Raw genomic sequence first — 15371 nt, forward strand, 5'->3', positions numbered from 1 at the left:
GGCTTTTATGCATACCCCACTTATCCTTGCTTTCACCTGTCTGAGCACCTTTGCCCACGCCTGCGGCGGCAACGTCTCCAGCTTCATTGAGGGCGTGAAGGCCGAAGCCGTCCGGCAAGGCATCTCAGCGCAAGCGGCCAACCAATTTTTCCAAGGGGCGGCGATTGACCAAGCCGTGCTGCGGGCGGACCGTGCGCAAGGGGTGTTTCAGAAGGACTTCATCAGCTTTTCAAGGGCATTGATCAGCCAGAACCGCATCGACAACGGCCGAATCTATGGACAACGGTTTGACACCACCTTTAATCGGATCGAAGCACAGTTCGGCATCCCCCGCGGCGTCCTTTTGGCGTTTTGGGCGTTTGAGACAGACTTCGGGCAGGTGCAGGGCAACTTCAACACCCGCAACGCACTACTAACGCTTGCCCATGATTGCCGCAGGCCAGGGCTGTTCCGCCCGCAACTGATTGCCGCCATAGAGCTTTATGAGCGCGGCGCCTTTGACCCACAGCGCACCAGCGGCGCTTGGGCGGGGGAGATTGGACAGGTCCAAATGCTCCCCAAAGACATCATCGACCACGGGATGGACGGGGATGGCGACGGCCGCGTGGATCTGAAGAACTCTTCGCCCGATGCGCTGATGTCCGGGGCAAACGTACTGTCGTCCTTGGGGTGGCGTCCGAATGAGCCATGGCTGCAAGAAATTCGCGTGCCTGAAAACCTCGATTGGTCTTTGACAGGTCTCGACAAAAAGCAGCGCGTGTCGGATTGGGCATCGCTTGGTGTTAGAGCCCGCGAAGGCAATCTGGGGCCGTCCAACTTGCCAGCCTCAGTCCTGCTGCCGATGGGCCGAAACGGCCCTGCCTTCCTCGCCTACCCGAATTTCGATGTCTATTTCGAATGGAACAAAAGCTTCGTCTACGTCACCACCGCCGCCTACTTCGGAACCCGTCTGTCGGGCGCATCGGTCTATGACGCCGGATCACCCTCATCCGCGCTCAGTGGCGAATCGATTAAGGTCTTGCAACGGAAACTTGAGGCGCGCGGTCACGATGTGGGCGGTGTTGATGGCATTTTGGGTGCCAAGAGCCGCGCTGCCGTGCAGGCCGAACAACAGCGTCTTGGTCTGCCTGCGGATGCGTGGCCAACCCAAGCCTTGCTCAACGCGCTTTAAGCTTGCTTGCAGAGGTGGTCTCCAGCCTACCTCGGCAAGCAACCTGATAAGTTAATCAACGACTGATCTTGCAGGACAGCGGGAGGGGCGTATTGTCCAAAGGGCAACAGCGGCCCGCCGGACTAGCGGACCTCGCGCACTGGAAACCTGTCGTCCGCTTCCATGATGAGAACAAGCCGCGTGCCGTCATGCACGTACATGTCACACTGCGAAAAGCCATTCTCAAAAGACGAACACACCACACCTTCGGTTGCATCGTCCAAAGCATAGGACCCAAACGCCCGCCCCCCGTCAGAATAGGTGTAGCTGTAGGTTCCGCTTACGGAAAAGAACGACACCTCACCATCAAAAAACTCATGGGTGCGGCCAACGACCTCTAAAGCCATATCATCGGCACTCAGCAGACGATCAAAATCGCGCGGGGAAAACTCTTGCGCAACAGCAGGCAACGCAACAAGACACACCAAAACTCCGGTCAAAACACGCAAGACATTCTCCTGAACCCGAAAACCTAATCGGTTTCGGAGCTGGGGCGATATCACGATTTGGCGATGTGTCAGGCGACGAGCTGTTCAGCTTTCTTCAAGTCGACAGAGACAAGCTGCGACACGCCCTGCTCGCCCATCGTCACACCAAACAGCCGGTCCATCCGGCTCATCGTGACCGCGTGGTGCGTGATGATGAGGAAACGTGTTTCGGTGCGGCGGGTCATCTCATCCAACAGGTCACAGAACCGCGTGACGTTGGCATCATCAAGCGGCGCGTCCACCTCGTCGAGCACACAGATCGGCGCTGGATTGGCCAAGAAGACCGCAAAGATCAGTGCCAGCGCGGTCAGCGTCTGCTCCCCGCCTGACAGAAGGCTCAAGGTCGATAGCTTTTTGCCAGGTGGTTGGCACATGATCTCCAGCCCGGCCTCAAGCGGGTCATCGCTTTCCACCAGAACCAAGTTCGCCTCACCACCACCGAAAAGGTGGGTGAAGAGCAGGCCGAAGTTCTCATTCACCTGCTCGAACGCTGTGAGCAGCCGCTCACGGCCTTCTTTGTTCAGGCTGGCTATTCCGTTGCGCAGGGCCGCGATTGCCTCTTCCAAGTCAGCCTTTTCTGAGACAAGGGCATCGTGCTCTTTTTGCACTTCTTTAGCGTCTTCTTCCGCCCGCAAGTTCACCGCGCCCAGCGCGTCCCGCTGCCGTTTGTACTGCGCAACTTGACCTTCAATGACCTCTGCCGCTGGCATCGCATCTGGATCAACGTCGAGGCTTTCCAACAGTTGCTCCGGCGCGACTTGCTGCGCTTCTGATATCCGTTCTGCCGCAGCCGCAACCGCTTCCCGCGCGGCGTCGGCGTGGGCTTCTGACCGTGCGCGGGCTTCGCGGGCTTCTGACGCGCGGCGTTCTGCCTCGCGCTCGGCATCTGCCGCCTGCCGCAAGGTAGTTTCCGCTTCGGCCAATGCGTCGGAGGCAGCTTTGCGCCGCACCTCCGCCTCCTCAATCGCGTTAGCAAGTTCCGCGCGGTTCGCTGCAATCTGATCAGGCGCGTTCACGGCCGTCGCAAGCTCTGCCTCTGACTGTTCTTGCCGCTCTGCAAGTTCAGCGATCCGCTTCTCGGCCGTTTCCAAGCGATGCTTCCAGCCGGACACCTCTTTCGTGATCTCTTGACTGCGCTTCAACCGCGCCTCGCCCAGGCGGCGCACCTCGTCAAAGGCTGTACGCTTTGACATCATAGTGATCCGTGCGGCTTCGACCGTCAGCTTGATTTCATCAACTTTGCCACGCACATGATTCAAGTCTGGCAGTTCAGCCACGCCTGCTTCGGCCTCTTTGACCGCCGCGCGGGCCGATATCGCTTCTTCCTCAAAACGGGCGAGCGACAGGGCTAGCGAATCCAGCTTGCCTTGTGCGAGGTTTTCATCGGCCTCGGCACGGCTCGCCGCGCGGTTGGCGTCAGCAACCGCCGCATCAGCGGCGCGACGGGCTTGCCGCGCCTCCTGATCTTCGGTTGTCAGGCAGGCCAGATCGCTTGTCAGCGCATCATGCGCCTGTGCCGCGCCCATCGCTTGCGCGTTACGTTCTTCCAAATCGCGCTTGAGTTCCACCAAACGGTTCAACTGCTGCAAGCGCAACGCCGCAGCGGAGGGCGCATCTTCAGCAGCCGCGCGGAACCCGTCCCAGCGCCACAAATCGCCTTTGAGCGAGACGAGCCGCTGACCCGGCTGCAACGCCTCTTGTAGACGCGCGCCATCTTCCTGCGACACAAGGCCGACCTGCCCCATTCGGCGGACCAAGACCACGGGCACGCTGACATAATTGGTCAGCGCTTTCACGCCATCCGGCAAAGATTGCGGCGTCGCGTAGCCGGGCAATGTCGCCCATCCAGATTTGGCGGATCCATCCACCTCTGGCGCGCGCAGATCATCGGCCAATGCCGCGCCGAGCGCTTTCTCATAACCGCTTTCGACGGTCAGAAGGTCCATCACCTGCCCGCCTTCTTTGGTGTCCCGCTCAACGAGGCGGGCCAGTGCGGCGACCTCGGCCTTTAGCGCATTCGCTTCACCTTCCGCCTCTGACCGTGCCGCACGCGCTTCGCTTTCGCGGTCCTGTACGACAGCGCGAGCCCGTTCGGTGGCGAACAAAGCCTCTTCAGCATCTGCCGCGACCTTCATTGCGCTCGCTTCCGCTTCCTGCGCGGTGACAAGCGCTGTTTTGGCAGCAGTCAAAGCAACATCTGCGTCGGCTTGAGCGGCTTTGCTGCGCTCGGCCTCACCGCTTGCGCGCTCCTTCCGCGTTTGGGTTTCGTCCAGAAGACGTTGTGCCGACTGATGTCGGGCAGCCAGCCGCGCGACGTCTTCGGTGAGTTGCGCCAGATCATCTTCCCGCTCTTGAAGGATCGACGCTGCATCTGACGACGACACCCGCGCATCTTCCAATCGCGCTTCATGCCCCGCGCCGGCTTTCTCAATTTCAGACGCTTCCCATTCCAACCGCTCGATGGTTTCGCCAGCGTCTTTGTTGAGCTCACTTTCGCGGGCGATATCGTGGCCTAATTGCTGAATACGGGCTTCGAGCGTTTCAACCGCCGCAACAGCCCGCGCCTCTTCATCATTCAAAGCATCACGTTGAACTTGCAGACGTTGCAGCACTGCACCAGCGACGGCTTCTTCTTCCCGCAAGGGCGGCATGGCGTCATCACAGGTCTGGCGTGCTGTTGCCGCTTGCCGCGCTGCAGTCTCTGCCTGCGCAGCAGCGGTTGTGCCCGTGCGCAACTGCTCCGCCTCTGCTGCAAGGGCCTGATCCGCCTCGCGCCAGCGCCGATAAAGGAGCATCCCCTCCGCCGTGCGCAAAGCCTCCCCAATTTCGCGGTAGCGTGCAGCTTGCCGTGCTTGTCGCGCGAGTTGCGACAGCTGGTTCGCCAGTTGCTCAATGACATCATCCACACGCGAAAGGTTCGTTTCAGCCCCTTTAAGCTTCAACTCCGCCTCATGCCGCCGTTGGTAGAGGCCGGAGATCCCCGCCGCCTCTTCCAAGATGCGCCGCCGCGCTTTGGGCTTGGCGTTGATGAGTTCAGAAATTTGGCCCTGCCGCACAAGCGCAGGCGAATGCGCACCGGTTGAGGCATCGGCGAACAGCATCTGCACATCGCGGGCGCGGACCTCTTTCGCACCCACCTTATAGGCGGACCCCACATCGCGTGTGATACGGCGTACAATCTCCAACGCATCAGAATCATTGAACGCTGCTGGGGCCAAGCGATCGGTGTTGTCGATCATCAGGGCAACTTCAGCAAAGTTGCGGGCGGGACGGGTCGCGGCACCAGCAAAGATCACATCTTCCATGCCGCCGCCGCGCATCGCTGTCGGGCGGTTTTCGCCCATAACCCAACGCAACGCCTCCAAAAGATTGGACTTTCCGCAACCATTCGGTCCGACGACACCTGTCAGCCCGTCCGCGATAATCAAATCGGTCGGGTCGACGAAGCTTTTGAAGCCATTCAGCCTTAGTTTTGAAAAGCGCACTTATGACGCTCCTGCTTGAGTCCTCACCAAGCAAAGATGCGGGTTGCGGGGGTGACGAGTCAACCAAAACGCCCCGTATGTAGACGGAAAGCACAACTTATCCACAAGATATTGCTGAAACAGAAGCTTTGTCCGTCCCGAGACACGACGCAATTAGAGCCACAGTCGCAAGAAAACCAAAGCGACGCGACGGAAACGCGATATTCTTGGTCGGAATCATCCTTGACCGCCTGTGCAACGCAGGTGCACAACCATGACGCACGGTTCCCCGTCGGACGCAAAGCGCTCTGGGGATGAAACTGGGAATGTGGAGGGGCCGATCCGTATTGGAGGTCTTTAACCACAGCCGCCCCCGCGACTGTAAGTGGAAAGCGGATGTCACAACGCCACTGGGCAACCGGGAAGGCCGACATCAGCAGCGACCCACAAGCCAGGAGACCGGCCGCGCGAAACGAAACCAGCTCCCGTCGGGTGTGACGGGGATAGGAGCAAACATGAAAAATATAGACGTCAAAGCAGTCGCGGTCCCACAGTCAAAGACACTTTCACTTGTTACTGTGGCGTTCTCTGCACTTCTGGGCCTCGCCATTGTGAGCGTTGCAGGCCACGTTCAAGCAGCTGCCATGCATGACGCCGCACATGATGTGCGTCACGCAACTGGCTTTCCCTGCCACTAAGACATGATTGTCAGAATTGCCGTCAGCGCGTTGATCGCTGGCTTCGGGGCAGGCCTTGTGCAGGCCCTGTTGCAATATGTGTTCATCCAACCTCTGTTGCTGCACGCTGAACTTTTTGAGTTGGGCCCTGCGCCGGCTTTGGATCAAGTGACCGTACCGCGCGGGTCATTTGACCCGATGCGGGAGGTCTTCAATGTCATCTTCGCGGCCCTGATTTATACAGGCTTCGCCTTTATCTTGGTCGCGGGCATGGCCTTTGCCGACGAACGCGGCGCTGACATATCACCCCGCAAAGGGCTGATCTGGGGCATCGCGGGTTTCTTCGCGCTGCATTTGGCGCCTGCCTACGGTCTTGCGCCCGATATGCCCGGCTTGAATGCGGCTGATGTCGGGCCACGCCAAATCTGGTGGTACGGCACCGCAGCCACAACGGCCATCGGGCTGTGGCTGATCGCCTTTGGTCAAAACCGGGCAGCTTGGGGCGCGGCCATCATCCTGATCGCAGCACCGCACCTGATTGGCGCACCCCTACCTGACAGCCTCACCAATGTCGCGCCACCTGAATTGGCAGCAAGCTTTGCCGCGCGCACTTTGGGCACGGCGGTCGTTGTCTGGGCCTGCCTTGGTCTGTTCCTCGCCACGATTTGGAACAGCGCTTGGGCGAGCGATGCCGGATGAGGGCACTTATCCTCTTCTTCATTGGCCTCGTCTTTGGTGGGGCGGGCGGTTTCTTGGCCGCGGGCGGCATGGGCAGCGACGGCCATGATCACGCAGGTCACAGCGACGCCAGCCACGTCCACAGCACCCTTGTCGCGTGGGAGGGGCCTGCGCCAAGGCTCGACCTCGCCCTCAGCCCCGACACGGGTGATGCGCAAAACCTGCACATAATGACCGAAGGCTTTATCTTCGCGCCAGAAGAGGCCAACGGTCCCAACAGAACTGGCACCGGACATGCACATGTCTATGTGAACGGGGAAAAGATCATGCGCGCCTATGGCGCTTGGGTGCATCTGGCCGATGTGCCTGCAAATGCGGTTATCCGCGTCACATTGAATGCCAATGATCACAGCGGCTGGGGCCTTGATGGCCAACCCATCGCCGCCGAAATCACCAGCCCGTAAGCGAGGACACACCATGCCTGCAAAAATCCCTGCCACCGTCGTCACTGGTTTTCTTGGCGCGGGAAAAACCACACTCATCCGCCACATGTTGCAAAACGCTGAAGGCAAGAAGATCGCTCTGATCATTAATGAGTTTGGCGACCTCGGCGTGGATGGCGACATCCTGAAAGGCTGTGGGGAAGAAACCTGCACCGAAGATGACATCGTAGAACTGTCAAACGGCTGTATCTGCTGCACCGTGGCGGATGACTTCATCCCAACGATGGAACAGCTTTTGGCCCGCGAAGACCGCCCCGATCACATCGTGATTGAAACCTCTGGCTTGGCCCTGCCACAACCACTGGTCCGCGCGTTTAACTGGCCGGGGATATCGACAAAGGTGACGGTCGATGGCGTCGTAACAGTCGTCGACGGCCGCGCGGTGCAAGATGGGCAATTCGCACACAACCTCGCGGCGGTCGATGCTCAACGCGCGCAGGACGAAAACCTTGACCATGAGACGCCATTGTCTGAGCTTTTTGAAGATCAGGTCGCCTGTGCCGACCTGATCGTGGTCAACAAATCCGATTTGCTGGAAGCATCTGAAGCCGACGCGCTGACGACCCGCCTCAAAACCGAAAGCCGCGACGGGGTTCAGGTCGTCAAATCAACGATGGGCGCTTTGCCTATCGACGTTCTCTTGGGTCAAGGCATCGGCGCCGAAGGCGATCTGGAAACGCGGCACGAAATCCACCATCACCACCACCATCATGAGGGTGAGGACGACGATCACCACCACGATCATGAGCACGAGCACGGTCATGATGAGTTTGAAAGCTTCACCGTGGATCGCGGCGAAATCGACGATCCAAACGCATTCGCTGAACAGGTCGCTCGCGTTATCCGCGATCACAATATCCTGCGGCTGAAAGGCTTCGCCGCCGTGGCGGGCAAACCCATGCGCCTCACCCTTCAAGCCGTAGGGCCACGGGTCGACACCTATTTTGACCAACCCTTTGGCGATGACTCACGCAAAACGCGCCTTGTCGTGATTGGGGAGGCTGGTCTGAATGAGGCCGCAATCACCGAAGCCCTGCGCGCATGATCATTGTCGAGCTGGCAGACCCCCGCACACCTGCGGCCTCCGCTTTGCTCAAACAAAGCCACGCGCTTATGGAAAGCCTTTTTCCGCCAGAGGAGAACTTCTACCTCGATATCGACGCCATTTGCGCGGATCACATCGATTTCTTCACTGCCCGCGACGGGGATACCGTCTTGGGCACTGCCGCGCTCGCCTATTGCGGCGACTATGGGGAGGTGAAATCCATGTATGTGGATGAGGCGGCGCGCGACAAAGGTGTTGGCGCCGCACTCTTGCGTCAGGTCGAAGACGCCGCGCGGGAAAAATCTCTGCCAATCCTGAAGTTAGAAACCGGTGACAAACTCCACGCCGCCCACAGGCTTTATCGCCGCCACGGGTTCGTCGATTGCGGCCCGTTTGGCGACTACTTCGACGCGGGCAGCTCTGTCTTCATGGAAAAACCACTGGACTGACATGCACCTGCTAGCCGCGACACCCGGAACCATCGAAGACAGCAAAGAGCCTGTCGATCTGGCGCAAACGCCTGCCCACGTCGTGGTGATTTCTGCTGCCGACACCGAACTCGCGGCACTGTCAGGGGCGCGCGCCACGATGGACACCCCGCCAAGCTTGCGCCTTGCTAATATGATGCACCTTCAGCATCCGATGTCGGTGGACCTGCACATCGACACCTGCGCGTCGAAATCAAAAATCGTGATCGCCCGCATCTTGGGTGGTGCCGGCTATTGGACTTATGGCCTGACCCAATACGCCGCACGGTTACGGGAGGCAGGCGTGCTCTTCGCCGCTCTCCCGGGTGACGACAAACCCGATGATGACCTGCGCAGCCAATCCACTATTTCAGATACGGCCTATGACCAGCTCTGGGCCTATTTCGTTGAAGGGGGGCCAGAGAATATCCTGAACGCGCTGCGCTTCGCCCAATCGCTGATCGTTGACACCGCCGAGCCGCCAGCCGCCAAACCCCTGCTGCGCGCAGGCGTCTACTGGCCCGGCGCTGGCGTGGCAGACCTTTCCGCTGCGCGATCCGCATGGGGGGACGGTGCGCCCGTGGTCCCGATCATTTTCTACCGCGCATTGGTGCAGGGCGCAGGGCTGAACCCAATCAACCGGTTGACGCGCAACCTCAGCCGCGCAGGTCTCAACCCCCTGCCAATCTTCGTGGCCTCATTGAAAGACCCAGTCAGCGCGGCGACGCTTGAGCAGCTCTTCACCGCCGCGCCGCCCTCCGTCATCCTGAATTGCACGGCCTTCTCCGTCGGCACGCCTCATGACGCAACGCAAGCCGCAAACCCCCTCACAACCGCTGCCGCAAACGACAGCCCCGTTTTCCAAGTGATCCTGTCCGGCAGTTCGGAAGAGGCTTGGCAGGACAGCGCGCAGGGCCTATCCGCCCGCGATATTGCAATGAACGTGGCCTTGCCGGAGGTGGACGGGCGCATCCTCTCCCGCGCGATCAGTTTCAAGGGGGAGGCTTATTTTGATGAAGCCACTGAATGCCCCATCGCCACCTATCAAGCGCGCGGCGACCGGATCAATTTCGTCACACAACTCACTGCCAATTGGGCCAAACTCCGCACCACGCCAGCGGCGGACAAAAAAGTCGCACTGATCCTTGCCAACTACCCCAACAAAGATGGCCGCCTCGCCAATGGCGTGGGCCTCGACACGCCCGCTGCCACGCATCACGTGCTGTCTTTGATGCAAGAGAATGGCTACACCACGACCCCACCAGCGTCCAGCAAAGCACTAATGGACCAGCTTATGGCCGGTCCCACTAACTGGCTCACCGATCGCGCTGACACAGACGGCGGTGAAAGCCTGCCGCTCGACCTTTACGAATCCTATTTCAAAGACCTGCCATGGGCCCTGAAGGAACAAATCCTTGACCGCTGGGGACCACCCGAAAACGACCCATTTCTTTCACTGCAAATACTTCCGCCAGCGGCATCAGAGGGCTCGAAGAACTCTGCGTTCAAACTTTCCATCCACCGGTTCGGAAACGCGGTTATCGGCCTACAACCCGCCCGCGGCTACAATATCGACCCGACGGAGACGTACCATTCCCCCGACCTCGTCCCGCCGCACAACTATCTGGCCTTCTATTTCTGGCTCAGCCACCACTGGGGCGCCAACGCCATCGTCCACATGGGGAAACATGGCAACCTCGAATGGCTACCAGGCAAGGCCGCGGCCCTGTCGGAGGCGTGCTGGCCCGAAGCCATCCTCGGCCCCACGCCACATATCTACCCCTTCATCGTCAACGACCCCGGCGAGGGCACGCAAGCCAAACGGCGCAGCGCTGCTATCATCATCGATCACCTAACCCCTCCGCTGACCCGCGCCGAAAGCTACGGTCCGCTGCGGGACCTCGAAGCGCTGGTCGATGAATACTATGAAGCTGCCGGAGTCGATCCTCGCCGACTCGAACACCTGAGACGGGAAATCATGTCCCTCGCGGATGTGACAGGACTGTCGAAAGATGCGGATTTCACAGGGGAAGAAGACAGCGATCTGGCAAAACTCGACGCCTATCTGTGCGAGTTGAAAGAGACACAAATCCGCGACGGTTTACACATCTTTGGACAAGCGCCCAAGGGCCCATTGGCCCGCGACCTCGCCATCGCACTGGCCCGCGTGCCGCGTGGGGACGGCAAGGGAGCAGATGCCTCATTGCTGCGCGCACTGGCAGAAGACTTATCCCTCAGCATCGATCCCTTGGATTGCGAATTGGCCGCACCGGCGCCAGAGAAGCCAGGAATCCTTGCAAATGACGAAACATGGCGCACAAACGGCGACACGATTGAACGCCTCGAACGCCTCTCACAAGATCTTTTGCGGGACGGCGGGTGGGGCAATGGCGCGAACCGAGCGGCACCCGGCCCCGCGTCCCGAGCCGTCATTGAGGAGATCAATAGCACCATCAGACCGATGATAGAGGCCTGTGGACCCAATGAGGGGACCGGTCTCCTCACCGCCCTGAAAGGACGGTTCGTCGACCCGGGCCCGTCTGGAGCACCCACGCGTGGGCGATTGGACACGCTTCCAACAGGCCGGAACTTCTATTCTGTCGACAGCCGGGCCGTCCCAACGCCTACGGCTTGGGTATTAGGATGGAAGTCTGCAAATTTACTCATTGAAAAGCACCTACAGGACCACGGCGACTGGCCACGGACCATGCTGCTGACCGCATGGGGCACCGCAAACATGCGGACCGGTGGTGATGACATTGCCCAAGCTTTGGCCTTGATGGGCGTCAAACCAAAATGGGACAGCGCCAACCGGCGCGTCACCGGGTTTGACATCATTCCGCATACCGCCCTTGGTCGTCCGCGAGTCGATGTCACGCTGCGCATCTCCGGTTTCTTCCGTGATGCCTTCCCGCAATTGATCGCTTTGGTCGATTCAGCCGCCCGCGCGGTGCAGGCCCTGGACGAACCAGACGACATCAACCCCGCTGCCGCCCGCCACCGTGCGGGCGAGGATGGCTACCGCGTCTTTGGCTCCAAACCGGGCGCCTATGGTGCCGGCTTGCAAGCCCTCATTGACGAACGCATTTGGTCCAACCGCGCGGACTTCGCCGACGCTTATCTGGAATGGGGCTCCTACGCCTATTCCGCCAAAACACAAGGCGCGCGCGCCAAGGAAGCTTTCAGCCAGCGTTTGTCCCAGACAGAGGCGGTCGTTCAAAACCAAGACAACCGCGAGCACGACATCCTCGACTCTGACGACTACTACCAATTCGAAGGTGGGGCGGCTGCCGCCGTTGCCACCCTTCAAGGCCGCGAACGCCCCATCTATCACAACGATCATTCCCGTCCTGAAAGACCGCTCATCCGCACGCTCGACGATGAGATCGGGCGCGTGGTCCGCTCCCGCGTCGTGAACCCAAAATGGATCGATGGCGTCAAGCGGCATGGCTACAAAGGCGCATTTGAGATTGCAGCCACGGTTGATTACCTCTTTGCCTTCGCAGCCACGACAGGCGCGGTCAAGAACCACCATTTCGACCTCTGCGAAGACGCCTTCCTTGCCGACGAAGACACGCGCGCCTTTATCGCGGAACACAACGCGCCGGCCTTGGCTGACATTGCTGACAGATTGCATGAGGCAATCGATCGGGGACTTTGGCAGCCGCTCTCAAACTCAGCCCGTGCCCGGATCGCAGAACTTAGGCGGTCAGAGGCCTGACGCCAAAACGGCGGTACCAAGGTAGCCCAGAAACAAGAATGCTGCGAAATAAGTCATGGCGCGCACCGACCAACGAATTTTGAGGCATGCACTGGGAAATGATCTCGCACCGTTCCCTGCTTTTGCGGTATGCTGTGCCCAACAGGGAGATGACCAATGACCCAAGACACCGACCGCCACGCAGTGAAGATGGCCAAGAAGAAGGCCGCGCGGGACAAGATCATGGCGACTAAGACCGAAAAGAAAGGTCTGATCATCGTCCATACGGGCAAAGGCAAAGGCAAATCTTCCGCGGCCTTTGGCATGATCTTCCGCTGCATTGCCCATGACATGAAGTGTGCGGTTGTCCAGTTCATCAAAGGCGGGATGAGCACGGGCGAGCGTGATCTCATCCTCTCCAAATTCAATGACACTTGCGCGTTTCACACGATGGGCGAGGGGTTCACTTGGGAAACTCAGGACAAATCCCGTGACACCGAAATGGCCCAAGCCGCTTGGGCCAAAGCTAAGGAACTAATCCTGGATGAAAGTAACCACATGGTGCTGCTTGATGAAATCAACATCGCGCTGCGGTACGATTATATCGATATTGCTGAGGTGGTTGCCTTCCTACGCGACGAAAAGCCTGAAATGACCCATGTCGTCCTGACAGGCCGCAATGCGCATGAGGAGCTGATCGAAATCGCCGATCTGGTGACGGAAATGGAACTGGTCAAACACCCTTTCCGATCTGGCATCAAAGCGCAGATCGGGGTCGAGTTTTAGCGCTCTTAGCGTCCTACACTGACATAAGCCGAAAACCCTGATTTAGCAGCATCATCTGCGCTATAGATATTGCGCAAATCGGCCATTCTTGGCTGCGCCATTGCCTCTGCAAGACGCTTCAAGTCAAGCGCACGGAACTCATTCCACTCCGTTAGCAAGACAACAGCGTCTACGCCCTCACCAGCGCCATAGGCATCTTCAAACCACTCCACATCTGGCAACAGCGTTTGGCCTTCGTGTCGGCCTTGCGGATCGACAACGCGGATGCTTGCACCGGCCTTTTGGAGAGCGGGCACGATTGTCAGGCTGGGCGCCTCGCGCATATCATCGGTCTCGGGTTTGAACGTAACGCCGAGTATTGCGATCCGTTGGCCAGTCACATCACCCCCGCAAAGGTCGATTATCTTCCCAACCATGCGTTCTTTGACGGCGGCATTCACTGCAACGACAGTTTTCGTGATGTCCATGGGAACGTTGTAATCCTCGGCAGTTTTGACCAGCGCCTGAGTATCTTTGGGGAAACATGAACCGCCATAGCCCGGACCAGCATGCAGGAATTTCCCACCAATGCGACCATCCAACCCGATGCCTTTGGAAACTGATTTGATGTCTCCACCAGCTGCCTCACAAAGGGCCGCCACTTCATTGATGAAACTGATCTTCGTCGCGAGAAAGGCATTGGCCGCGTATTTGATAATCTCTGCACTTTCCAGATCAGTGTAAACGATCGGAAATTCGCGCAGAAAAAGCGGGCGATAGATTTCAGCCATCACATCTTTTGCACGGTCAGCTTCAACACCCACGACCACCCGATCTGGTCGCATAAAATCGTTGATTGCGGCACCTTCACGAAGGAATTCAGGGTTTGACACGACATCAAATTCAAGTGTCGGATTTGCTTTGGAAACGACCTCCGCAACCTTCCTGTTTGTTCCAACGGGAACGGTTGATTTTGTAACGATGACTGCGTAGTGATTCAAATTCTTGGCGACCTCTTCGGCGGCTTGGAAAACGTACGCCAAGTCAGCATGACCATCGCCGCGGCGCGTTGGTGTCCCAACGGCAAGAAAGACCGCTTCAGCGCCAGCAAGCGCCGCGGCCAAATCCAGCGTAAACGTCAATCGCCCCGCTGCAACGTTACGAGCCATGACATCCTCGAGTCCCGGTTCATAAATTGGCACCTCACCTTTATTCAGGCGCGCGATTTTGTCAGCGTCTTTGTCGACGCAGACAACTTCATGACCGAAGTCAGAAAAGCAGACACCCGAAACAAAACCAACATAACCAGTGCCAATCACAACAATCTTCATTTGGGACGCGCCTCCTCGACGCTTGGGTAATAGCTCTTGAACCAATCCACATAGGCGGCAACCCCGGTTTGGATATCTGTCGCGGGGCGATACCCTGTCAACCGCTGCAACAGTGACGCATCCGCCCATGTCACTGGTACATCGCCGGGTTGAATGTCCATGAACACCTTCTCAGCCAATTTGCCGGTGGCCGTCTCAATCGCTTCAATGAAGTCGAGCAGTTTGACGGGTTCTGAATTGCCGATGTTCACTATCCGGTAAGGCGCAACGGGCGACAGGCTGTCACCGTCCTTGCCTTTACTGGTAGGAGGCACATCCAGTAAGAGGCGGATGCCCTCGACTAAATCGGCTACATAAGTGAAATCGCGCTGCATGTTGCCGTGATTGAAGACCTTGATTGGCTCGCCCACCAGAATGGCGCTGGTGAACAGATAGGGCGCCATGTCTGGGCGGCCCCAAGGACCATAGACGGTAAAAAACCGGAACATCGTGGTGGGGATGTTGTGGAGATGGGCGTAAGAATGCGCCATTGCCTCATTCGCCTTCTTGGTAGCAGCGTAGAATGACATCTGGGTGTCGACCTTGTCCGTCTCGCGATACGGCATCTCCCTATTCGCGCCATAGACGGACGAGGTAGAGGCCATCAGCAGATGCTCAACACCAAATTCGCGCGCACCTTCCATGATGTTGAAACTGCCGACCAAGTTTGCATCAACGTAGTCGCGCGGCGATTTGAGCGAATGACGGACGCCCGCCTGTCCAGCTAAATGTACGACTACATCAGGCTGATGGTCTTCAAACACGCGCCTGACAGCGTCTGCATCTTCGACTTTCGCATGATACTGCGTGAAACCGCGCTGTCCGGTCAGTTGCGCCAGCCGCGCTTCTTTCAAGCCGACGTCGTAATAGGACGAAAGGCTATCCAGCCCCACGACCTTGAACCCACGTTCCAGCAATAGTCGTGACAGCCAGAAGCCGATGAAGCCTGCGCTTCCCGTCACCAATACTGTTCGTGTTTTTGACATGGCTGCTCTTCCGCCGTT

Annotated in this window: 12 protein-coding genes and 1 riboswitch; of the genes, 8 read left to right on the top strand and 4 right to left on the bottom strand. The window is 58.6% G+C overall.

Annotated elements, in window-relative coordinates:
* The first annotated feature begins 7 nt into the window (after positions 1-7).
* Positions 8-1171 (top strand): lytic murein transglycosylase, encoded by a 1164-nt coding sequence (locus ACTF5F_RS03470; RefSeq protein WP_438955492.1) that lies wholly within the window; start codon positions 8-10, stop codon positions 1169-1171.
* A gap of 122 nt (positions 1172-1293) precedes the next feature.
* Here ACTF5F_RS03470 and ACTF5F_RS03475 read toward each other — a convergent pair whose 3' ends face one another.
* Both ACTF5F_RS03475 and smc read right to left on the bottom strand, forming a co-directional pair.
* Positions 1294-1659: a hypothetical protein gene (locus ACTF5F_RS03475; protein WP_438955493.1), complete on the bottom strand. Its 366-nt coding sequence runs from the start codon at positions 1657-1659 to the stop codon at positions 1294-1296.
* A 68-nt stretch (positions 1660-1727) separates the two neighbouring features.
* On the bottom strand, positions 1728-5183 hold the full coding sequence (gene smc / locus ACTF5F_RS03480; protein ID WP_438955494.1) for a chromosome segregation protein SMC: 3456 nt from the start codon (positions 5181-5183) through the stop codon (positions 1728-1730).
* A 244-nt stretch (positions 5184-5427) separates the two neighbouring features.
* Positions 5428-5644: riboswitch (cobalamin riboswitch) on the top strand.
* A 33-nt stretch (positions 5645-5677) separates the two neighbouring features.
* Between smc and ACTF5F_RS03485 the strand changes: the two genes are divergently transcribed.
* The 7 genes from ACTF5F_RS03485 to cobO all read left to right on the top strand — a co-directional run bounded on the left by ACTF5F_RS03485 (position 5678) and on the right by cobO (position 13018).
* The gene (locus ACTF5F_RS03485) at positions 5678-5860 is read left to right on the top strand and encodes a CbtB domain-containing protein (protein ID WP_438955495.1); all 183 of its coding nucleotides are present in this window, start codon (positions 5678-5680) and stop codon (positions 5858-5860) included.
* Positions 5861-5863: 3 nt separating this feature from the next.
* The gene (locus tag ACTF5F_RS03490; RefSeq protein WP_438955496.1) at positions 5864-6538 is read left to right on the top strand and encodes a CbtA family protein; all 675 of its coding nucleotides are present in this window, start codon (positions 5864-5866) and stop codon (positions 6536-6538) included.
* Positions 6535-6981 carry a hypothetical protein gene (locus ACTF5F_RS03495; protein ID WP_438955497.1) on the top strand — a complete coding sequence of 149 codons (447 nt, stop codon included), beginning with the start codon at positions 6535-6537 and terminating at the stop codon, positions 6979-6981. Before ACTF5F_RS03490 ends, ACTF5F_RS03495 begins: the two co-directional genes overlap by 4 nt.
* A gap of 13 nt (positions 6982-6994) precedes the next feature.
* Positions 6995-8065, top strand: coding sequence for a cobalamin biosynthesis protein CobW (gene cobW / locus ACTF5F_RS03500; RefSeq protein WP_438955498.1), 1071 nt, complete (start codon positions 6995-6997; stop codon positions 8063-8065).
* Positions 8062-8514: a GNAT family N-acetyltransferase gene (locus tag ACTF5F_RS03505; protein WP_438955499.1), complete on the top strand. Its 453-nt coding sequence runs from the start codon at positions 8062-8064 to the stop codon at positions 8512-8514. Before cobW ends, ACTF5F_RS03505 begins: the two co-directional genes overlap by 4 nt.
* Position 8515: 1 nt before the next feature.
* Positions 8516-12253: a cobaltochelatase subunit CobN gene (gene cobN / locus ACTF5F_RS03510; RefSeq protein WP_438955500.1), complete on the top strand. Its 3738-nt coding sequence runs from the start codon at positions 8516-8518 to the stop codon at positions 12251-12253.
* Positions 12254-12409: 156 nt separating this feature from the next.
* The gene (gene cobO / locus ACTF5F_RS03515) at positions 12410-13018 is read left to right on the top strand and encodes a cob(I)yrinic acid a,c-diamide adenosyltransferase (RefSeq protein ID WP_438955501.1); all 609 of its coding nucleotides are present in this window, start codon (positions 12410-12412) and stop codon (positions 13016-13018) included.
* A gap of 5 nt (positions 13019-13023) precedes the next feature.
* Here the strand turns inward: cobO and ACTF5F_RS03520 are convergent, their stop codons facing one another.
* Both ACTF5F_RS03520 and ACTF5F_RS03525 read right to left on the bottom strand, forming a co-directional pair.
* On the bottom strand, positions 13024-14328 hold the full coding sequence (locus tag ACTF5F_RS03520; protein WP_438955502.1) for a UDP-glucose dehydrogenase family protein: 1305 nt from the start codon (positions 14326-14328) through the stop codon (positions 13024-13026).
* Positions 14325-15353 (bottom strand): NAD-dependent epimerase/dehydratase family protein, encoded by a 1029-nt coding sequence (locus tag ACTF5F_RS03525; protein WP_438955503.1) that lies wholly within the window; start codon positions 15351-15353, stop codon positions 14325-14327. Before ACTF5F_RS03525 ends, ACTF5F_RS03520 begins: the two co-directional genes overlap by 4 nt.
* Positions 15354-15371: the final 18 nt, after the last annotated feature.

Source organism: Cognatiyoonia sp. (assembly GCF_965661665.1).
Classification (GTDB): Bacteria; Pseudomonadota; Alphaproteobacteria; order Rhodobacterales; family Rhodobacteraceae; genus Cognatiyoonia.